The 21,940-nt window shown below is 37.7% G+C and carries 20 protein-coding genes; 8 read left to right on the top strand and 12 right to left on the bottom strand.

The genetic code is table 11. The annotated features are described in order from the left end of the window. Positions 1 to 218: 218 nt before the first annotated feature. The 5 genes from BK581_RS00100 to BK581_RS00080 all read right to left on the bottom strand — a co-directional run bounded on the left by BK581_RS00100 (position 219) and on the right by BK581_RS00080 (position 8,036). Positions 219 to 1,508, bottom strand: coding sequence for a glycosyl hydrolase family 18 protein (locus BK581_RS00100; RefSeq protein WP_078575980.1), 1,290 nt, complete (start codon positions 1,506 to 1,508; stop codon positions 219 to 221). A 377-nt stretch (positions 1,509 to 1,885) separates the two neighbouring features. After that, a complete protein-coding gene (locus tag BK581_RS00095; RefSeq protein ID WP_078575979.1) occupies positions 1,886 to 3,514 on the bottom strand; it encodes a glutathione ABC transporter substrate-binding protein in 1,629 nt (542 codons plus the stop codon). Positions 3,515 to 4,835: 1,321 nt separating this feature from the next. Then, the gene (locus BK581_RS00090; RefSeq protein ID WP_078575978.1) at positions 4,836 to 6,113 is read right to left on the bottom strand and encodes a C40 family peptidase; all 1,278 of its coding nucleotides are present in this window, start codon (positions 6,111 to 6,113) and stop codon (positions 4,836 to 4,838) included. 896 nt (positions 6,114 to 7,009) lie between these two features. Then, positions 7,010 to 7,381, bottom strand: coding sequence for a YisL family protein (locus BK581_RS00085; protein ID WP_078575976.1), 372 nt, complete (start codon positions 7,379 to 7,381; stop codon positions 7,010 to 7,012). Positions 7,382 to 7,811: 430 nt separating this feature from the next. Then, positions 7,812 to 8,036, bottom strand: a complete 225-nt coding sequence (locus BK581_RS00080; RefSeq protein WP_078575974.1) for a hypothetical protein — start codon at positions 8,034 to 8,036, stop codon at positions 7,812 to 7,814. 300 nt (positions 8,037 to 8,336) lie between these two features. Here BK581_RS00080 and BK581_RS00075 point away from each other — a divergent pair, with 300 nt between their 5' ends. The 5 genes from BK581_RS00075 (at position 8,337) to BK581_RS00055 (ending at position 12,459) form a co-directional block, all read left to right on the top strand. Continuing rightward, entirely contained in the window at positions 8,337 to 8,654 is a 318-nt protein-coding gene (locus BK581_RS00075) for a hypothetical protein (RefSeq protein ID WP_078575971.1), read from the top strand. A gap of 434 nt (positions 8,655 to 9,088) precedes the next feature. Continuing rightward, positions 9,089 to 9,859, top strand: coding sequence for a transporter substrate-binding domain-containing protein (locus tag BK581_RS00070; protein WP_078575969.1), 771 nt, complete (start codon positions 9,089 to 9,091; stop codon positions 9,857 to 9,859). Positions 9,860 to 9,961: 102 nt separating this feature from the next. Next, positions 9,962 to 10,633, top strand: a complete 672-nt coding sequence (locus tag BK581_RS00065; protein WP_078575967.1) for an amino acid ABC transporter permease — start codon at positions 9,962 to 9,964, stop codon at positions 10,631 to 10,633. Then, the gene (locus BK581_RS00060) at positions 10,633 to 11,355 is read left to right on the top strand and encodes an amino acid ABC transporter ATP-binding protein (protein WP_078575965.1); all 723 of its coding nucleotides are present in this window, start codon (positions 10,633 to 10,635) and stop codon (positions 11,353 to 11,355) included. The genes BK581_RS00065 and BK581_RS00060 overlap by 1 nt, the downstream gene beginning before the upstream one ends. A gap of 267 nt (positions 11,356 to 11,622) precedes the next feature. Continuing rightward, complete coding sequence (locus BK581_RS00055) at positions 11,623 to 12,459, top strand: alpha/beta hydrolase (protein ID WP_078575963.1); 837 nt, start codon at positions 11,623 to 11,625, stop codon at positions 12,457 to 12,459. 395 nt (positions 12,460 to 12,854) lie between these two features. Here BK581_RS00055 and BK581_RS00050 read toward each other — a convergent pair whose 3' ends face one another. Further along, the gene (locus tag BK581_RS00050) at positions 12,855 to 13,052 is read right to left on the bottom strand and encodes a cold-shock protein (RefSeq protein WP_078575962.1); all 198 of its coding nucleotides are present in this window, start codon (positions 13,050 to 13,052) and stop codon (positions 12,855 to 12,857) included. A 112-nt stretch (positions 13,053 to 13,164) separates the two neighbouring features. After that, positions 13,165 to 13,407: a hypothetical protein gene (locus BK581_RS00045; RefSeq protein WP_245829160.1), complete on the bottom strand. Its 243-nt coding sequence runs from the start codon at positions 13,405 to 13,407 to the stop codon at positions 13,165 to 13,167. Positions 13,408 to 13,689: 282 nt separating this feature from the next. On the opposite strand from BK581_RS00045, the gene BK581_RS00040 reads away from it, so the two are divergent. Together BK581_RS00040 and BK581_RS00035 are read left to right on the top strand one after the other, a co-directional pair. Then, positions 13,690 to 14,850, top strand: coding sequence for a TIGR04053 family radical SAM/SPASM domain-containing protein (locus BK581_RS00040; protein ID WP_078575952.1), 1,161 nt, complete (start codon positions 13,690 to 13,692; stop codon positions 14,848 to 14,850). 146 nt (positions 14,851 to 14,996) lie between these two features. Next, a complete protein-coding gene (locus BK581_RS00035) occupies positions 14,997 to 15,719 on the top strand; it encodes a GntR family transcriptional regulator (protein WP_078575950.1) in 723 nt (240 codons plus the stop codon). Positions 15,720 to 15,935: 216 nt separating this feature from the next. Here BK581_RS00035 and BK581_RS00030 read toward each other — a convergent pair whose 3' ends face one another. Both BK581_RS00030 and BK581_RS00025 read right to left on the bottom strand, forming a co-directional pair. Next, positions 15,936 to 16,424: a DoxX family protein gene (locus BK581_RS00030; RefSeq protein ID WP_078575948.1), complete on the bottom strand. Its 489-nt coding sequence runs from the start codon at positions 16,422 to 16,424 to the stop codon at positions 15,936 to 15,938. Positions 16,425 to 17,119: 695 nt separating this feature from the next. Further along, positions 17,120 to 17,653: a hypothetical protein gene (locus BK581_RS00025; RefSeq protein ID WP_078575947.1), complete on the bottom strand. Its 534-nt coding sequence runs from the start codon at positions 17,651 to 17,653 to the stop codon at positions 17,120 to 17,122. 216 nt (positions 17,654 to 17,869) lie between these two features. Between BK581_RS00025 and BK581_RS00020 the strand changes: the two genes are divergently transcribed. Beyond that, positions 17,870 to 18,904 (top strand): glycosyltransferase family protein, encoded by a 1,035-nt coding sequence (locus tag BK581_RS00020; protein ID WP_078575946.1) that lies wholly within the window; start codon positions 17,870 to 17,872, stop codon positions 18,902 to 18,904. 43 nt (positions 18,905 to 18,947) lie between these two features. Here the strand turns inward: BK581_RS00020 and BK581_RS00015 are convergent, their stop codons facing one another. The 3 genes from BK581_RS00015 to BK581_RS00005 form a co-directional block, all read right to left on the bottom strand. Then, a complete protein-coding gene (locus BK581_RS00015) occupies positions 18,948 to 19,895 on the bottom strand; it encodes an NAD-dependent epimerase/dehydratase family protein (RefSeq protein ID WP_078575944.1) in 948 nt (315 codons plus the stop codon). Between the two features lie 52 nt (positions 19,896 to 19,947). Next, positions 19,948 to 21,030, bottom strand: a complete 1,083-nt coding sequence (locus tag BK581_RS00010) for a glycosyltransferase (RefSeq protein ID WP_078575942.1) — start codon at positions 21,028 to 21,030, stop codon at positions 19,948 to 19,950. Positions 21,031 to 21,316: 286 nt separating this feature from the next. After that, the coding region (locus BK581_RS00005) for a collagen-like domain-containing protein (protein WP_211273945.1) at positions 21,317 to 21,940 on the bottom strand (624 nt) is incomplete at its 5' end.

The following is a 21,940-nucleotide window of genomic DNA, read 5'->3' as shown; positions in this document are numbered from 1 at the left end:
AGACTGTTATTTCTCTCTATTTTAAAAAACATATACTTGTCTGATTTAACATTATAACAAACCTATTCTCTATCCTACAGTTACAACCTTCTTTTTTAAGAAAAAATTTATAATTAGGCTCAACTATGATGTGCTTCTATGCTTTACGACCTTGCCTCATCTTGTTTTTCTTTTACAAAAGAAAAAGCCGACACATCTGGTCGGCCAGAAATATGCTATTAAACGCGTTTATTAATATCAAAATTAGATTCAAGAAGGAGCCAATTCTGTGGAAAATCCCATCCTAAAACCCAATAATACACCCCTTTTAAACCAAATTCCTTCACTAAATCAAATTTAGCTTGAACCGTTCTCGCATCTTCAAACCATACTTCATGTTGATTCCCTTCCTCGTCTACATACGTAAAAAATGGCGATTGTGCCTCTTCATCAAATTCAATTGCAGCGTTATAAGTTGCTGCTAACCGAATAGCTTCTTGATGATCAATGGCTCTCGCTCGTGTGACCCCCTCTTCAAAAGGAAGGGTCCAATCATATCCGTATAATGGTATTCCTAACATAATTTTATCATTAGGCATAACGGAAACAGCATATTCGATAACCCGCCTGACTTCATCAACGGGCGCCACAGCTCTAGGCGGTCCACCTGTCCAGCCCCACTCATAAGTCATTAAAAAAACAAAGTCCGCTACCTCTCCATGAAAAGCATAATCATGTCCTTCATAAAGAACGCCAGGCATACCCGGTTCCACTTGGGGGGCAAGAGCACTGGAAAGAAATAGTCCTTTTTCAGCTAGTCTATCACGTGCTTTTAGCATCAGTTGATTATATTGTTCTCGATTAATTGCACCTAAGTATTCTAAATCAAAATCCAACCCTAAATACCCTTTTTCTTCCATAATCGTCAGCGCCTCATCTAACAATCTATCTTGCAATGCTTCATTCTGAAGAACAGTCGTAGCTAGCTCTGTACTAAAGGCATTATCTTCAATATTTGTAATCACCATTAAGGGCACGATTTCTTGCTCATATGCCACATTAATGAGCTGCTGATCGTCTATAGGTGTTAAAGTACCATCCTCATTTAATTCATAACTGAAAATCTGCAAAAATGTTAAATATGGTCCTGTACGTTGCACAATATTTGCGGATTCAGCACCGGTAATGTTCAAATCTACATAGGCGCCAACATCTATTGCTGGCTTTTGCCTATATGTGTCCGGAATAAAGACCCTCGCTTCCGTATGTTCAAAGGGATTTGTCACCACCTGACCTAGTGGGATAATATCTGTGACAGGAAGTTGATGCTTTTCGCTCAATTGCCATAAATTTTCCCCTGGCTTTAAAACATGATATCTACCTAATACTGGAATAACAAGCGTTTGCCCTACAACTAATGGTGCATTTACGTCTATTTCATTAGCTGCTGCAATGTTTTCATAAGCGACTGCATAGGTTTGTGCTATTGAATATAAGGACTCTCCCGGAGAAATCACATGAATATCCAAGCTCCCATCCTCCTCATTGCTCATATACGTTCAGTAAACTATATTCTAACCAACATCAATGTATGTGATCTTTCATCAAAATTATAAGCTATATCTGGCTATTCACATTTATCATAGATAACCGTCCGTAAAACGTCTGGCACAAAAAACGTGAAGGCTTAATCTATTTAAGGGGAGGATAACGGATAATAATGGACTGATTCACTCAACAAACAAGAGGAAGGAGAACAAAAACACCCACTAATTGAAGATTCGTTTATCATCGCTTTGAACTGTTTGACTTTCCTGAATTACTCATGAAGATAGTTCTTGAAGATATAAATAAAAACTGCTTTTTAAGTGGTGTGAGCCACTTAAAAAGCAGTTATAGTTAAAGATTATTGAATGGTAACATCTTTAAGCTGATACAAGCCTGAGCCATCTGCCCAGAATCCCGATACACTATCAGAATAACCCATAATATGGTCAGGGTGATACAAGAATGCCATCGGTGATTCTTCTAATAAATAATTGGTTACTTCTTCATACATGCTAAGTCGTGTTTCTTCATCTTGTTCAACACGCGCCTCTTGCAACATAGCATCAAATGTCTCATCAGCGAAGAAGGATCGATTACCTGATGCCCCAACGTTATCAGAGTGGAAAAGCATGTGCATAGGATAATCAGCATCGCCTGTCCCTAATGATAATCCGAGAATAAACATATCATGTTCACCAGCGCCTGTTTGGTCTAGGTACGCTCCCCATTCCACAACTTCAATCTCAACCTCAATGCCAATTTGACTTAAGTCCGCCTGAACGAGCTCAGCAATATCCATTCGTTCTCGACTATCATTTGTCCAGATAGTTGTTTCAAAACCATCTTCATAGCCAGCTTCAGCTAGTAACTCTTGTGCTCTCTCTGGATCCCGTTCCAATTGATCTACATTTTCACTGAATCCAAAGTTTGTTTCATTGACTGGACCGAGAGCTGGATCACCAGTTCCTTCAAGAATCCCTTCTAACATCGCTTCCTTATCTAATGTCATAGCAATTGCTTGACGTACACGCGCATCATCAAATGGTTCTTTCTCAACGTTAAACCCTAAATACGTAATACTTGCGGCATTACGTTGATACACGTTAGTCCCATCGGAATTTTCCACTCGAGCCATATCACTTGGCGTCACAGGGTCGATAATATGGGCACTACCCGATTCAAGCTCTCCGATTCTCGTTAAGTCTTCGGGAATAACTTTGAATGTTACCGTATCAACTTTCGCATTCTCTCCCCAGTAATTCTCATTATTCGTTAAAACAACTTGGTTCCCTGTGTCCCAGCTGTCAAATTTAAAGTAGCCAGTCCCATATGGATGCTCATTGACATGGTCTCCTGGTTGAGCACCATCTTCCATTGCCGCATAATCATCTTCAATCACTTGAGGACTAATGATACTTGATGCATAGTGAGCTAAGTGAGCAGGAAGTGGTGCAAATGGATCTTCCGTTACAAACTCAACGGTATGCTCGTCAATCACATTTACCTCTTCCACAATTTCAAACAAAATCTTTCTCGGTGAGCCAATTTCCTCGTCTAAAATTCTATCAATATTTACTTTCACAGCTTCAGCGTTAAATGGCTCCCCATCATGGAACTCTACATCCTCAGCTAAAGTAAAGTGCCAAACATTATCCTCTACTGCTTCCCAATCTTCTGCAAGACCAGGTTCTAACTCCATATCATCATCATAGTTTACAAGTGTTTCATAAAGGTTTACTTGAATATTTCCCGATGGCACATCATTTGAAGTGTGAGGGTCAAGTGATGACGCATCCGATAACACGCCAACCACTAAGTCCCCTCCTGGCTCACCTGCACCTGTCTCGTTCTCGCTAGTGTTATTGTTGTTGTCGTTTGTATCTGTTCCCGAATTATTCCCATCATCCGGTTCGCTGGCACATCCAGCTATCGCTAATGCTATGACAAGTGAACTAGCACAAGCTTTCATCCTTTTCGTTTTAAACATAAAATAAATCCCCCTTCAAATCTGGTATGTATACCCGTAACTTTCTTTACAGGTTATCATCTAAATTACTATAAACTCATAAACTTGTAAATAATATTTTTTGAAAATTATATTTTTTCTTATGATTTGGAATTATCACTTTAGATAAAACCTATTTTAATTCGTGACTTTCTTCTCATTTGTTTCACTTATTTTACTAATCATCACTTATGTAAACGCTATTTATCGTTGTTAGATAAATTGCCAAACAAATTGATAAAACAGAACAATTATTTTAAAAAAACTTCCATTTGTGACCTTTATACATTTATTGAATAAATCCGTTCATCACTCATCTAAATCAGCGGTTTTGACATTCATTGTCTTTTCTCTCCCTTTCCACAGATAAAATCTCAGAATTCATAAGAGAGTCGCTTTCATCATAATGTTGTTAAAGCAATACCACGACTAATATGTAATAGATTTCATTTAATAGACAGATGAGATAACGAACCTTGAATCAGGACATTAACATTATCTCCCGCATAAATAGATACCGTTCTCCTTGTTTATTTTGAGCAGGGTGATTGACAGATAGGATGTGGCTGACACTTAAGACGGCGACGCCCTGAGGATGACGCACACTCTGAAAAGCCACTTTTGCTAGGGTTTACCGAGCAAAAATTAGCTGAAGACAAGCCCTCGGAAAGCGTACGTCTGAAGTGAAAGTCACAATCATGATTCGCATGCTGATATCTTATTGTGAGTGATGATTTTCATTCTAGTAGTTACGTTTTGTAAAATGTGCTAGATTTCCTGTTTCTTTTTATATGAAGATAGAATGAGAAATGAAGTTTTAAATAAGGAGAAATAAACGTTTTTGAGAGATAAATAAGGGTATTAAGAAATTATGATGGAAAGGTAAAGAGGAAGCAACTGACCATTGTTAAAAAGCCTATCGCCAATTCAAGAATAAAATTTTTAGTCCATTTACTTTCAAAGAAAGGTGGCGTTATATAGTATCTCCTCTTGTCACGAGTCAGTGATACTTTGTGCCTTTAAAACGAGAAACGCAAGAACGCCCTTTAAACAAACTGTCATATGATTAACAGAGGAATGTTGTATAACTTATCCGTTGATAACACACCAGTGCTTAGAAATACAGAATGATCATGTTTAAACATCTTCAATACACACTTTAAATGGACACTATTATAATAGAAGAAACTAGATTATAAAGTTGTCTCAGTTTATATAGATACGGACTATGAGAAGTAGATTGCCTTAAGATAGTGCACATCAAAAAACAGTACAGGTTTCCCTGCACTGTTTAACCTTTTATTTATTGAACACGTACTACTCGGCCGTTGAATACTTCACCCCAGTAGCCGCTGTTCAAACTAGCAATAGCTACGCCTGTTGAGCTTTGCGCTCCAATAAATTGACCTCCACCCATGTAAATACCTACGTGTCCGTCCGTTTTGTAAGTATCAAAGAAAACAAGATCTCCAGGTCTCATATCACTAGTTGATACTTGGCGACCAGCGTTTTTCTGCCCATCAGTTGAAGCTGGTAGACTGATACCTACTTGAGAAAAAGACCAAGCTACAAAGGCTGAACAATCAAATCTTCCATTTGCAATATCATAAGAATTTCTTCCACCGCCAAATACGTATGTAGAATTCCCGATATACTTTTGACCTACTTGTGTCACTGCTCCACCATTGCCGCCACCTGATGAAGCGGTAGAGGCCGAACTAGAGCCAGAGTTACTATTACCATTACTATTAGATGAGCCGTTACTACTACTTGAATTACTCTCAGCTGCTGCTTGAGCGTCTCTTTCCTCTTGCTGACGCTGGCGTTCTGCATCAATTCGTGCTTGAATATCAGCTTCTTCCGATCGTAAGTTTTCATCTTCTTCTAACAAGCTAGCCATCATATTTTCAGTTTCTGCTTCTTTAGCTTTTAAATCTTCTCTTAAACGATCATTTTCTTCTTGCTGCTCTTCAAGATGTTTGTGCATACCTTCCATTTCAACGTGTAACTCATTTAAGCTATCAAGGGTTTCTTGAAGTTCTGCTTGACTATCTTCTAATTTTTGCTGGCTTTCCTCTAGTTGATCAATAATCTCATTGTCGGCTTGTGCAATTTTATTGACAGTGAATACACGACTGACAAAATCACTGAAACTTTCTGAACCAAGAACTACTTCTAAATAACGCGTGTTTCCTCCGTTTTTTTGATAAGCGCTAGCACGTTCTTTCAGTAATTCAAACCGCTCTTCTATATCTTTTTCAAGCTCTTCAATCTCTGCTTCTAATTCGTCAATGGCTGCTTCTTGCTCTTCTATTTCTTCTTCCGTTTCTTCCATCTTAGCTTTATTGTCTTGAATTGCTTCATCTGTTCGATCAATTTGAGCATTAATTTCTTCAATTTCATCTAGGATTTCAGCAAGTTCTTGTTCCGCTTCTGAAAGATTTGATTGAATTTCTTCACGCTGCTCTTGAATTTCTTCCTGCTCACTCTCTAAATTTGCTGTTGCTTCTACCATCCCTGTTGGAAAAATTAATAAACTACTCATTCCCACCACAAACGATAATCCCATTACTCTCTTCATAAAAAAGTACCCCTCTTCCTCATAGATAACTTATCACGTTGATTATGTACTTGTTTTCTCAAAAACTAGAATATGTCATAAAGTAGATTGTTTTAATAGATATAAGTATTATGAACCACAAATAGAATACTAACATTATTAAATCACAGAAAGATTATAGAAATGTTACAGTCATGTTTCAATGTGTTTTTTTGAACGAACTATGACACATTATAGGCGAACAGCTGTTTTTTTCAAGCTTTTTACTGTTGAAAAAACGAAAATAACTTTTTTAAACAAAATCAACAGAATAGGACTATACACCTATTTAAACTACAAATATACGTAGAGGTATGCAAGTCCATTCTCTTAAATAGGTCTAATTACCTCTGGATAAGGGGCATTAATTCACCATTTCCAACTTTAGAGCGTTCATAGAAAACATGCCTTCTAAAAAAAGGGTTGGAAGACTTGATTATGTATCATAATTCTTATCCATAAATGTGAACACGTGTAGATTAAAAAGGATCTATTCAAAAAATCACTAAAAAGCCGTCCTCATTAAGGACAGCTTTCAATTGCACTTATCAAAATATAAATTGCCTACAGAGAGAATATCACATGAGTTATGTGCATTTTTTATCACCATCGACCTTGTTTTATCCCGTGCCTCGTAAATAAGGAATGTGAAGATGACCGAAAATAACACAATCTTATTTCTTACTAAAACATCTCATTTGCTTTTTTTGATACCTTCCCTCTTCTATTCATGCACGATTCCTGCTAAAACCTCTTTTCATAGCCCTCAATGCTTGTGATAACCGCATACGTGACTGTTAATCACAATAACGCGGTTGTTAGCAATCACCAGCATCAATAAATCTTTCACTTACCTATACACATTTTCAATAGCTCATCTAGTGAAAAAAGTCAAAGCCTATTGGCAAACTAAATCCTAAATAAAGTGTGATTAACAACGTTATGCCGAGACCTGCTGCAACACCCGTTATGCTTTTTTCTTTTTTCATACGCACCAGTACCATTTCAGCACAGGCGATGACCCCAATCCCTACAAGCGTTTTTAAGCCATACATCATATGATCAATAGAAGCAAAATTAAAAAATAGCCCTGCTCCTGTAATGATAATAAAAATGTAGAAAAGTCTCAAAGTCATATGTACGATTTTCATTTGTTTTGCTAACCCTTTTTTTAATAATAAAATAGCAGCTACAAATAGAATTAACGCCACAACCCACGTAAAAATGTGTGCATGAGTGTTCGTAAACATCAAAATACCTCCTTATATTTTAAGCTGTGTAAGTTAGGAGAGCTGACAACTGTCATCCTAATTCTGTACTCTTTTCACTGAATCGCGGACATACGATAATAGTCATTGCTCCTCTACACGTTTACTTACATCGTTTCCATTCTATAATGATTTAATAAAAGATTAAAGAAAAGTGCTTCCATAAAAAAGTGTCACAATTCACAGATAACCGTCCGTAAAACTTCTCGTCCAAAATAGAGAGCAGAAAAAATTTATTGTCGTGAGTGGTAAACGGACGCTCATGTTCTGATTTGACTCAATGACCAATCAGTAGGAAAAAGATGAAAACGCCCACTGAATCCTAGCCCTTTTAGATCTCGAAAAAACCCACGCTGTTTTCTTTAACGTGGGTTTAATGACTAAGTTAAATATCTATTATACATAAGGTATGTTATTTAGCTAACTGAAGTTCTATCTCTCTTTTTCTTTGCCGTTCTTTTAGTTCTTGAATAATGTAAACCATTTGCATTTTAATTTCAGCCGTATTTTCAAATTCAAATGCACTTCTAGCGAACGATAACTCTTCCACTAACGAGTTATATTTTTCTTTAAGCTGGTTATCTGACGCTTCTTGCAAATTCATCATCTCTTTTAAATCTGGGTTAACTTTGTACATAATCCTATCCCCTTCCCCGTTTTAGTTTTTCGTACAAAATGAGGCATTAGCACAACAAAAGTACTATTTATTAATAATTGTGACTTTTTATCTGCTACTAACATAACAAATTATGATAAATTCCGATAGACAAACAGGATCTAAAGTACCATTTTTAATTAAAACATAGTAAAATGACCTATACTCCAAAATCATAATCGGGACCTTTGACTTCATTGTATTTAATGAAAATTTAATGGCATATATATTATTTAAACGTTCAAAATAGAGATACTATGCAATACAAAGGAAGGATAAGAGATGATTTCAACAAGGTTTTGCTCAGGGTTAATCGGTGGCATATTAGGATTTATATTTACTTTTTATGCTGTTTATTACGGAACAACAGATGAAATAGTGTTTGGAGAATCATTTCTTATGGGTTCTAGCATGATAGCAATGGGATTAAGTACTATAGCTATCATTTCCGCCTGTATGATACGTCTTAAACCACGTTTTAGCAGTTGGGCATTAGTTATTACTGGGCTTCTCATTCCTTTTTTTATAAGTACTTACGGCTTCGTCCCTCTTATCTTCCTTTTCATTGCTGGTATCCCTGGTCTCAAGCAATATAACTAATCGTTAAGACTATTTAAAACAAATTAAGTGTCGGTTGTTCGTCTTTTTCATTAAATCTTACCCCCTCCACCTTCCATATTTTCCAATCCCTTTTCAGCCTCTTTTTCTATTTTTATTCACAATTTTCGTAGTTTTCAGTCAGATAATCTCACACACACCTTGTGCCATCTCTTTTCCTACCGTACTATCTAACAAAGAAGACGTTGAGCCAAGCATTCACATTTACCAATTTTCGGATTATCGCAATGATATTTTATTTAGGCGATGATCATTCCCTGTTATCTCAACGCTTTTATAGGAGGGCATTTTCTAACCTAAAGGTGATTGATTTATTTACTTCAATATAAATTACATCATTTTTTATTTTAAATAGTCATACTATTTAGGCTATTTAAATATACACAAATAAAACAAACAACAAGGGGGAATTTTTTGTGAAGACGTTACCTTTAGTAGGACTATTAGGTGCTGTCACAGTCGTGGCCGCAGCTTGTGGAGATTCATCAGCTAATAATGAGGAATTACCAGAATATACCGTCGCTACTGATTCTAATTATGTACCATTTGAATACTTAAACCCTGACACTGGTGAAATGGAAGGGTTTGATATTGATCTTATTAATGAAATAGCTGATCGTGTGGGATTTACAATCGATTTAGAAGTGGTGGAATTTGATGGTATCGTATCAGGAATGGGCACAGGTCGATATGATATTGGTATTGCAGGTATGACCATTACAGAAGAACGAGCGGAAAATTTTGATTTTTCCGATCCTTACTATGATGCTGGTTTAATGCTTGCTGTACGTGCAGATGAAGAAGAAATCCAATCTATTGAAGACGTTGATGGCGTAAATGTGGCCACCCGTGGCTCAACAACTAGCGAGACTTATTTACAAGAGAATACGAACGCTGAAATTACCACATTCCCAGACATTATGAACGCTTACCAAGACTTATTGGCGGGACGTGTGGACGCGGTTATTTATGATGTGCCCAATGTATTATATTACATTGAAACAGAAGCTTTAGGAGAAATGAAAGCTGTAGGGGAAAGGCTTGAAGCAGAGCAATACGGTATTGCTTTTCCTCAAGGATCTGAGCTAACTGAAGAAGTAAATGACGCATTAGCTGACATGAAGGAAGACGGGACATATGGCGATATTTATGAAACATGGTTTGGTGAAAGGCCTGACTTTGAATAATACGCCCCAATAAATTTAATACAAATAGAAACAGAAGCGCGACGAGTGTGACAGCTTGTGGCGCTTCTACATCTTATGATTTACGAGGAGGCCTTTAATTGTATGTTAGACAATTTTAATGATTTAATAAATAGTCCTCATTTCATCAATAGCATTCCTTTTATATGGAGAGGACTTCAATTAACGTTAATTGTGACATTTACTGGTGTCATTATTGGATTTGTGATTGGCAGTCTATTTGGGTTAGCGAGGCTATCAAAAAATAAATTCATCTACGCTATAGCTACCATTTATATTGAATTAGTTCGCGGGACACCTATTCTCGTCCAGGCCTTATTTTTATATTTTGCTGTCTCTGACTTTTTCGGAATTAATTTCGATGCTGTTACCGCTGGAATAATTGCAATTGCTATTAATGCAGGTGCCTATATTGCTGAAATTGTGCGTGGTGGGGTAGAATCAATTGATAAAGGGCAAATGGAAGCAGGCAGATCAATTGGCTTAAATGCTACTCAGACAATGCAGTATATTATCTGGCCGCAAGCATTTAAACGGATGATTCCACCGTTAGGTAATCAATTTATTATTAGCTTGAAAGATACTTCTATTTTTGCTGTCATATCTCTTAGTGAAATGACTTATCTTATGAGACAATATGTTAGTACTACAGGAGAAACCTTCGTACCTTATGTGATGCTTTGTTTTGGTTATTTAATAATTACGATTCCTGCAATGGTTTTATTACGCTGGATTGAACGGAGGTTAGATGTTTAATGATTAAAGTAACAGACTTACACAAGTCTTTCGGAGCAGTTGAAGTTTTAAAAGGCATCAATGCCCAGGTCCAAGAAAAAGAAGTAGTGTGTATCATTGGCCCTTCTGGTTCAGGAAAAAGTACTTTCTTACGATGTCTTAACTTACTCGAAGAAATTACGTCTGGTGACGTCGTAATTGATGGCAAAAATCTGACTGACCCTAAAGTGAATATAAATCAATTGCGCTCACAAGTTGGGATGGTTTTCCAACATTTTAACCTATTTCCTCATATGACAGTCTTAAAAAACGTGACGTTAGGACCCATTAAAGTTAAGCAGGTCGCTCGTGCAGAAGCGGAAAGCTCAGCTATGGATTTGCTTGAAAAAGTTGGTTTATCTGACAAAGCACACGCCTATCCAAATAGCCTTTCAGGCGGTCAAAAGCAACGAGTAGCTATCGCAAGATCTTTAGCGATGAATCCAAAAGTCATGTTATTCGATGAACCTACTTCCGCTTTAGATCCTGAACTTGTGGGAGATGTTTTAGGAGCTATGAAAGATTTAGCGAACGACGGTATGACGATGGTTGTGGTCACTCATGAAATGGGATTTGCAAGAGAAATGGGTGATCGTGTTATTTTTATGGATCAAGGTGTCATCATGGAGGAAGGAAAACCAGAAGAGATTTTCGATAATCCCCAACACCCAAGAACACAAGCATTTTTAAGTAAATTATTATAAAACAATCAGTGGACGTTTTACGGACGGTTACCTGTGATAAAATGCTAAAAGAATGCGATTCGTATGTAAAAGCGGGACAGGATATAAGAAATCCTCGTCTCGTTTTTTATATTGTAACGATGCTGTCCCAAATATAGATGAAATAAACAACATTAAAACACCCCAATTATATCTACGGAGACACCAAAAAATGGGCTCCAAAAGGAGTGTTTCATCCAAACATGATTATTTATTAAAAAGAACGGGTAAGAAAGAACTGGTGATTATATGCTAAAACTGACACCTTTTTTTCCATATATTTATTTAACTAGCTTTATTATGATTGTATTATATGTTAGTTATCTCACGGTATTTTATGTTACACAAGATGATATGTTGTTTCAGTCACCACCATTTTCCGATAATGACATCGCGTCAATAGAAAACGACGAACATTATGAAGAAGTCAGGATAAATGTAGAAGATAATCTATCTCTTCATGGGTGGTTGCTACATCAAAAAGATGCGCCATCACCTGCGCCACTTCTCATCTACTTCGGCGGAAATGCTGAAGTAGCCTCCCAATCGATAGATGATTTTGAAGTATTGTCGAAATGGAATGTCTTATTTGTTAATTATCGTGGCTATGGGTTAAGCGATGGTGAACCAAGTGAAGAAACCTTGTTTCATGATGCAGAAGTGATTTATGATGTCATGAAGGAACGGTCAGATGTGAAAGAAGACCAAATTGTTATCATGGGAAGAAGCATGGGCTCTGCCCCCGCAACACACGTGTCTAAACAAAGGGATGTAGCTGGTACTATTTTAGTTTCCCCATATGATAACCGCAAACGGTTAATTAAACATCGTTATCCATTATTGCCATTCTCTTCACTTATCCGCCATCCATTTGAAAATAGTGATAAGGCGCCATACATTATGTCTCCTGTCTTAGGTTTCATAGCCACAGAAGACAAAGTCATACCACCAGATCATTCAGAAAAAACGCTCGTCTCTTGGGGTGGCCCTAATAGAACTATTTGGATTGACGGGTATGGCCACAATGATCTCCAAACCACTGATAGCTATTGGGAAGGAATACAGACGTTTCTTAATGAGTTGTAATACAGCTAGCTGTGCCTATTTTTATAAAAAACATTCACACCCTTGAGCAAGTCACATCATACGTATATTGTCTTTTAATCAAGTTTCAATTTTTCGTCCGGAAAATACAGCTTGGGTATACGCGCAAAAATCATTTCCAACATCCTCATCTTCGGTTTCAACATCCTCATCTTCGGTTTTATAAGCTAGTTACCTGTTTTACGACAAAAGGCACTGACATGCTTCAGAATAGAGCCCACCAAAACCTTGTTCACGACAAGCGAGTGTATTTTTTGACATGTAACCAATTTAAAAATGGCTCTCACATAAGTGAGGGCCATTCTTAATCACTGGGGTGTAGCCCAGCCTCATAGTCTCATATTAAAAGCTACTGAAACAGGAGCTTTTATATCCACCTATTTTTGCACATTAGTTGCTTGTGGTCCACGCTGGCCTTCTTCAATATCAAATGTGACGGATTGCCCTTCTTCAAGCGATTTAAATCCATCTCCCTGTATTGCTGAATAATGAACGAACACATCATCTTGTCCTTCCACCTCAATGAAGCCAAACCCTTTTTCTGCGTTAAACCACTTTACTGTTCCTTGAGTCATAATTGTTCCTCCTGTTAAATTGTTTCCTTATGTAGTATTACAAGTTATTTAATTCCTATACATACCTATTTAAATTTTGTCCAAAATCTTGAGAAAAGGTTTTTCCAAGAGGCTATTTCTTTAATTTCTCCATCTCCTCAGAGAGGATAAACGCAAGGTCATCATTTCCAAACAAAGAGAGCACTCCTAATACTGTCTCATTATTAATTTCTCCTGCTTCTTCCTTCGATACCGTCAGACTGATTGCTTCCTTTAATTCTTTATTCTCTTTTTGAGTTGGATAAGCTTTTAAATAAATGTCCTCTGGGTTTAAGTCATGATTAATACACCATTGAGCAAAAACAAGGATCATCATTCTTTCGTCTTGTTTATAAGTGCTAATCACCTGTTCTTCTATCGCTTTTTTACGATCCACTTCACACACCCCTTTTTTCATTAAGACAGCAGATATGTAACACCTATTAATCTCTCCTGTAATAACTATTGCCATGTTTAATGGAACTGTTTACATTTTTTACAATGTAATTGTTACCATTTTGTAACAATCCCTTCGTTAAAAAGAGAGTTAGTCACTTACAATAAAATTATAGCAATTATTTATAACTAAATCTTCTAATAAGTAAGGTGATGATATATTATGGTAAAGCCCTCTCACTCTATACATCATGGCCATTCACACGGTAATAAAGCAATGACGATTGATTATAACAAAAATCCCTTTATCGTTATTTGGGAAGTCACACGAGCCTGTGAGCTTCGCTGTGTTCATTGTCGTGCTAATGCTCAAACGCTGCCTCATCCTCATGAATTGTCCCACAAGCAGGGAATAAAACTCATTGATGATATTTATGAGATGGACAATCCTATGCTCGTCTTTACCGGTGGGGACTGTATGATGCGAAAGGATTTATTTGAATTAGCTGATTATGCCATCAAAAAAGGCATGAGAGTATCTATGACACCAAGTGCTACAGACAATGTTACACCAGCTAAAATTAAAAAAGCAAAAGAGGTTGGCTTGGCACGTTGGGGCTTAAGTCTCGACGGCCCTACTCCGAAGATCCACGATCAGTTTAGAGGCACATCCGGTTCTTTCAACTTAACACTTTCTAAAATAAAAGAATTAAAAGTATATGATATGCCTCTGCAAATTAATACTGTTATTTCTCGTTATAATTACGATTATTTAGAAGAGATGGCTGCATTAGTTGAAGAGCTAGGCGTCATTATGTGGTATATTTTTCTTCTTGTTCCCACAGGTCGCGGACAGATAAATGATTGTTTGACACCTGCCGAACATGAAAAAGTGTTTCGATGGTTATATGAGCTAAATAAAACTGCTCCTTTTGACATTAAGACGACGGCAGCGCAACACCATCGACGCGTCGTGCTCCAACAAAAAGTAAAAGATAACATGATAGAGCGAGGAAAAATTCATTATGCTGATGCCATCTCCGATACAGCGTCTCATATTGATGGCTTAAATCGTGCACCTAAAAGTGTCAATGATGGTAACGGCTTTATTTTTATTTCGCATACGGGTGACATTATGCCAAGCGGCCTGCTCCCGATTAAAGTGGGGAATGTTAAAGAGAAGCCGCTTAAAGACATTTACCGCCACTCCCCTATTTTGAAAGAGCTGAGAGATCCTAATTTATACAAAGGGAAATGTGGTGTATGTGACTACCGATTCGTGTGTGGCGGGTCTCGCTCGCGCGCTTATGCGGTGACAGGTGATTATTTAGAAAGTGAACCATTCTGTATTTACATACCTGAAGCCTACCATAAAATCAAATAACGCATGTAGTCTCTAAAAGTGCCTGTAAATACAGGCACTTTTAGACGTTCTCTTACAGGACTAAGCTAGTTTTCTTAACCGATAATGTGGTAAAATAAACGCAAGTTTTCATGCGATGTAATTTTATAGATTAGGATGATGTCTCAATGATTGATAAAAACTCACCTATCCCCATCTACTATCAACTGGAAGAAAAGATCAAAACGCAAATCGATCAAGGTGAACTCCAACCTGGAGATATGCTCCCTTCTGAGCGGGAATATGCCAGTCAATATGCTATCAGTCGTATGACGGTAAGGCAAGCTATTACGAAACTTGTAAATGATGGATACGTTTACCGAAAAAAAGGGACAGGAACCTTTGTATCAGCCAAAAAAATCGATCAACCACTTCAAGGCTTAACAAGCTTTACAGAAGATATGAAAGCTAGGGGAATGGTTGCAACAAACCGATTAATACATTTTAAGGTTATATCACCTCCTCTATCCGTTATGAAAGCGTTAAATATTGACTCCAGTACACCTGTTTATGAGATTCAAAGAGTCAGGTTAGCTGATGGTCTTCCTATGGCCCTAGAGACGACTTATATTTCAAAACATTTAATTCCCAATATAACAGAAAAGTTATTAGAACAATCCCTGTATGATTATGTAGAAAATAGCCTTGGTAAAGAAATAGGGGAAGGTACACAAATTATTGAGTCTTCTACCGTTAACCAAAATGAGATTACCCATCTTAACGTAAAAAAAGGGTCACCTGTCCTATTAATTGAGCGTCATACATACTTAAAAGACGGGACCCCTCTTGAATTAGTTAAGTCTTCTTATCGAGCTGATCGCTATAGATTTATGATTAACATGCAGAGGTAATACATGCCCAAAAAGCGGCCTCTCACGTTTTAATGAGAACGCTTTTTATCACAGATAACTGCCCGTGCACGGTCAAATTAAAGAGGAGAGCTAAATCTATTTAGGTAGAAGAGGGCGGACGCTAATGTCCTGATTCACGTAACGACCAATCAGTGGGACACGAACGCCCCACTGATTGGTCTTTTTATTTATGTTTAAATACCTTACTTCCCCGATTCAAGAAGGATCTAACTTTCCTTTAAACAAGGTAGATCTCATGTAAGGAATTATCCACCTGTCACCACCAAATTTACCTGCATTATAGCCGGCAGCTAAGATGAAGATGGTAAGCAACACCATCCACGGATTAGAAGATATCGTCCCCGCAAACATAAAAGCAAAGTTCATTACAATTCCGAAAAAAGCAGCTGCAGTTGTTAAAACTCCTAATATAAGTCCTAAACCAACTAATACTTCTCCCCATGCCACAAGAAAGCTAAATAAGCCTGAATTAGGAAGTGCAACGTTTTCTATAAATGCATGATAAGTAGGGTAATATTCAATCACCGTTTCATTTTCAAGCACACCATTCAAATAGCCACTAGCATCAAACTCACCAAAAGCCTTTCCCCACCCTGCCGTTAACCACTGCCAACCAAGATACACACGTAGAATCGTTAATATTCCTGCAGCAACTGTGTTGTTCCTTAAAAAATCCATGAACATCGTCAATTCCTCCTTAAGTATGCAGTTTTTAGACATGTTAGCGGTCATTTATTGATCATGATTCAACATAAGTGCTATTATCCATTGGAGAGTTAGTGACCACTCACTGCCTTTGATACTTACATTATAGTCTGTTTGCTGGCAAAATACTTGATGTAATTGTGAAAGTCTCGTTTCAAACCAATGGCAAAAGTGTGGCGACTTTAAGAAATACAACGTGATTAATACGTCTTCTTTCTCCATCATTTTGAGAAGGTATGGTTGCGTTTTAATCCCTATTCTGTTCAACAACATTTACAATGGTATTCATAATAAATTATCACTTATACTTTGCCCTGAAGCTAAACGTGCAAAATATTTGAACACCTTTATGTTGAAAGACTTCGCAAACGATTCGCACTCTTAATGCGTTTCCTTCATCCTCTCTTTTTTCACCGCTTTCCAAATATAAGTTTCCTTTTTTATTTTCGAAAAAATAAAAAGACCTTTTCCAAGGCCTTTTGAAAGAACGTCATCCTTTTAAACAACAACGCTTATGTTTACCTGTTGAGGTCGAACGTATGGGACGTATTGTTTTAGAGTTTGCCAACTTTCGTGTTAATTTTTTTACTTTCACGTTATGCCACCTCCATTTTTTCTAGCGAACTATGATAGTTTATTCGTTTGCTCGTAAAAGGAAGCGGCATTCAACCTTATCATTCACTTTTCGAAGATGAATGATGCTTTTTTTGCAAAGAAGTTTTTTTACTACCTAACAAGCTCCTGCTCTTCTTTAAAGCAGAGTGATGATAATCTCCTCTTTTAGAATGGGAAATGGTGTTGTACGAAGGAGTCGATTCATCCGAGACAACTTCCACTTTTTTTGACGTTTGTAACATATTTCTTAATCGTTTATAATCTGATGTTTTCTTATTTTTGGGCGCCTTTTCCACCGAGGGCATTGGCTTAGCCTCTGCTAATAACTCAACCTCTTTTTTTAACCTTTCAATTTGCCCTTGCAAACTTTGAACTTTTTCCGAAAGGCTATTAATATTGAGTTTGTCACCTTTCTCTAGCATCTCAACTCTTTCCTTTAATTGAGCTAACTGTGTTGTTAAACCTCCTTTTTCTTCTTTTAGTTTCACATAATCTTCTACAACACTTTCTGTCCTTAATGTCGTTAAGATTTGCTTATACTTTTCTAATTTTTCCGCCATTTCCACTGGATTATATGAGTTAGATTGGGTCAACTGTATCCCCCCCCCTTAAAGAAATAACCTGAACCTGTTCCCTTACCATATTATGCGAAGGACGTTACAAATATTTAAACTATAGAAACATTCAATTACGGTTAGTAGGCGTGCTATGCCTTTTCATGAACATTTTCTCATAAACCGTTTCCCCCCTTATTTCTCAACATATAATGTTAAGGTTACGACTCATAAATTAAAAAGAAGGAGGATGACATGACGACAAAAACCATGTCGCAAAGTAAACATCGTTTGAATGTGGTACATGGTACGATGGAGATAGCCAATCAAATGTACACTATATCTAAAGGACTACAATACTACTCTATTCCTGCCAAAACGTTAAATTATTACCGCAATTACTTAAATTATTCATCTGAATTTGAGATAGATTGGAGCCGTTATCGAACAACAGAAAAGTTAAAGCTATACTTGCTAAATCATTTAATTCCTGAGAATGACTTATTTCACTTTCATTTTGCCACCTCTTTATACAAGGATAACTACGACCTGACTCTTCTTAAAAATTTGAATAAACCGGTTATTATGCATCATTGGGGCAGTGATGTCCGCCAGTTGTCTAAAGCTTTAGAAGTGAATCCATATGCTAAAGTGAAAGTAGCTAATACGCCATCTATTGACAAACACCTTCGATTTATTTCTAGTCACATTAGCCATTGTATTGTTCCTGACGAGGAATTACGGCGCTATGTAGAAGACTATTACGAACATGTTCATGTCGTACCGTCAATGGTTGATTTAGACGCTTATTCTTTCAACCCGTTACAAAAAAATGAGAAACCACTGATCGTCCATGCACCCACACACCCAGAAATTAAAGGAACTTCCCATATAGTAAAGGCCATCGAACAACTTAAACCTCACTACTCGTTTGAATTTGCATTAGTTGAAAAAGCATCCCATTTAGAAGCAAAAAAGATTTATGAGAAAGCAGATATAATTATTGATCAGCTTCATATCGGCAGCTACGGTCTTTTTTCTATTGAAGGGATGGCGATGGGGAAACCAGTTATATGTTATATTAGTGATTATATGTTAGAAAAATATCCTCCGGAGTTACCTATAATATCTGCTAACCCGGACACCATTCGAGATAAAATAGAAGAGCTATTAAAAAATAAAGATGCTTTGCCTGAAATAGGGTTAAAATCTAGAGAGTATGCCATAAAATATCATGATTATAAAAAAAATAGTGCAAATATAATTGATATTTATAAGTCGATTATATAAACAACTAGTAGGTTGCTCCTTGAAAAAAGAGCAACCTTTTTAATCAGTTTGCTGTAGTATTATACCATTCTGCCGTCCGTTCTAACCCTGTGTACAGATCATGTTTAGGCTGCCAATCTATAAGATCACTTATATGTTTAATAGATAGACAACGTCTGTCGACCGTATCAATTACCCTTTTTTCTTTATAGACATAAGCACAATCAGGTACTTGATAAATATCGACGACCATTTTAGCCAGTTGTAACACAGACGTCTCTTTACCAGTTCCTACATTAAAAACATCCCCTATAGCACGTGGATTTAAAGCCGTTAAAATAAAGGCTTGAAGAACGTCATCTATATACGTAAAATCTCTCGTTTGAAATCCATCTCCATATATAATGAGAGGTTGGTTCGTGGTTATTGCTTCATAAAATTTAGCTACCACTCCGCAGTACGGATTTGTAGGGAGCTGTCCTCTACCAAATACATTAGATAATCTTAATATAACTGTTGGGACATCATACACGCTTTTATATAACTGACAATATTGTTCAGCAGAATATTTACTAGTTGAATATGGGGAAGTAAGATCTTTCTCACTTTCCATTGTTGGAAAAGAGGTGGCATTCCCATATATAGAAGAGGTAGAGGCATATACAAACCTCTTCAAATTCCCTCCATATTTCCTCGCATATTCCAACATATTCAGCGTACCTAAAATATTAATTTCTAAATCTTTTTTTACATTTCCTACTGACAAAGCTAAGTTTCTCGCAGCAAGGTGAAAGATGTAATCAACATCTTTAAAAACAGATTGAAAAAAGTCTGTATTTAAAATACTTTTTTTATAAAAAGTGATGTTAGCACTACTTGGAATTACCTTTTCATTTCCCGTTGATAAATCATCAATGATTGTTATTTTATCAGTAACAGGTATTAATTCGTTTACAAGCTGAGACCCAATAAACCCTGCTCCTCCTGTTACTAAAACATGCCCCATATTCATACTCACTCTTCCTCTCTTCATCTAACTTAAACGTGATACAATACCCTATCGTCTACTCTGTGAGATTTAACGTTTTCTCAAAATAGGTTTTATTATGGAGTACAGCTCGATCTCGTGGCCTATATTCTCTTGCTTTTTCATTATGGTCATAAGCTTTTTGTTTCTTTCCGATGCGATCATAACAAACACACAATTGCAAATGAGGATACCATGTAGAATAAGCCGGATAACTAAAGCTCCATTGATTCGTGTCAGGCTTTAAATTTAGTGCTTGCTCATACCAATAAATAGCATGATCATATAATCTTTTAGTTTGAAAATGATATCCAATTCTACTACAAGCTTCCGGTCTCGGTGTCTTTGAAAATATAAAAGATTGAATCAACGCTTCCAGCTCTCTCTCTTGCTCGCCAAGCTGTCGATGACAGTCCGCTTTATTGATACAGGCGTAAAATTTATCCTCAATCCATCCCTCTGTCATTTGAATATTTTTTTCATACGCTTCTATAGCTTTTTCTCGATGCCCATTCTCTCTTAACTCATTTCCATAATAAAAATAATCTCTTGCAGAAAAAACATCTCCTCGTTCGATCTTTGTTTTATAAATAGATAAGTTCCTATTTGTGGCATGTTTTATTTTCTTATGAGTAATTGCCACATCAGAGTTTATAATATGACCGGAGACATTTAAATAATTATGGACATCTCCTCCCCACTTGAATTTTTTATCAGTTTTAACTAAACGATTACGTCGATATCTCAAGGTGACATTTCCATATTCATCCACACCGGCATTATAAAACATGGACACAGAATCTACAGAGGGATCTAAGGATTTTTTTAATTTCTTAAATTTCTCTTGATCTTCTTCTAATATCACATCATCTGCATCTAAATATAAAATATAATCTTTTGTTGCATATTTAAATGATTCATTTCTTGCTGCTGCAAAGTCTCCGGTCCATTCATAAAAAAAGATCCGATCTGTATATTCTTTTGCAATCTCCACGGTCCTATCTTCCGATCCAGTATCTACAATATTAATTTCATCTACAAGACCTTTAACTGTCTGTAAACACCTGTCCAACACCTTTTCTTCATTTTTAACAATCATACATAAGCTAATTGTGATCATACTTTCTCCCCTCACCTACTGTTTGTGAACGTTTTTTAGCAATACCACTGTTAAATCGGATGGAAATGTTGATAAAGTCTCCACTACTTTAAACTATGCATCTCGTCACAGATGTTCACTTTTTCTACAAAGTACCTGTTAAATCAAGTTACAACAACTTTTTAACTCTAATGTAAAAATAAATGGCTTTTTAAGCATAAAAAAGAAGAAGCCCTTTTAAACAGAGGGCTTCTCAAGTTAGTTTAAATTCGCTGAGGGAGAGTTTTCGTTTCTCTTTGTATACACTTTATGGTCCCGCTGGTCCCGTTGGCCCCGTTGGCCCTTGTGGTCCCTCTGGTCCCGTTGGCCCTTGTGGTCCCTCTGGTCCCGTTGGCCCTGTTGGGCCCGCTGGTCCTGTTGCCCCTGCTGGGCCCGTCGCTCCCTCTGGTCCGGTTGGCCCTGCTGGTCCCTCTGGTCCGGTTGGTCCCTCTGGTCCCGTCGCTCCTGTTGCCCCTGCTGGGCCCGTTGGCCCTGCTGGGCCTGTTGGCCCCTCTGGTCCTGTTGGTCCCTCTGGTCCCGTCGCTCCTGTTGCCCCTGCTGGGCCCGTTGGCCCTGCTGGGCCCTCTGGTCCGGTTGGTCCCTCTGGTCCCGTCGCTCCTGTTGCCCCTGCTGGGCCCGTTGGCCCTGCTGGGCCTGTTGGCCCCTCTGGTCCTGTTGGTCCCTCTGGTCCCGTCGCTCCTGTTGCCCCTGCTGGGCCCGTTGGCCCTGCTGGGCCCTCTGGTCCGGTTGGTCCCTCTGGTCCTGTTGCCCCTGCTGGGCCTGTTGGCCCCTCTGGTCCTGTTGGTCCCTCTGGTCCCGTCGCTCCTGTTGCCCCTGCTGGGCCCGTTGGCCCTGCTGGGCCCTCTGGTCCGGTTGGTCCCGCTGGGCCCGT

The organism is Salipaludibacillus agaradhaerens (genome assembly GCF_002019735.1).
Lineage (GTDB): Bacteria > Bacillota > Bacilli > Bacillales > Salisediminibacteriaceae > Salipaludibacillus > Salipaludibacillus agaradhaerens.
Note: the sequence above shows the minus strand (reverse complement) of the source record. Positions and strands in the feature narration are given on the sequence as shown.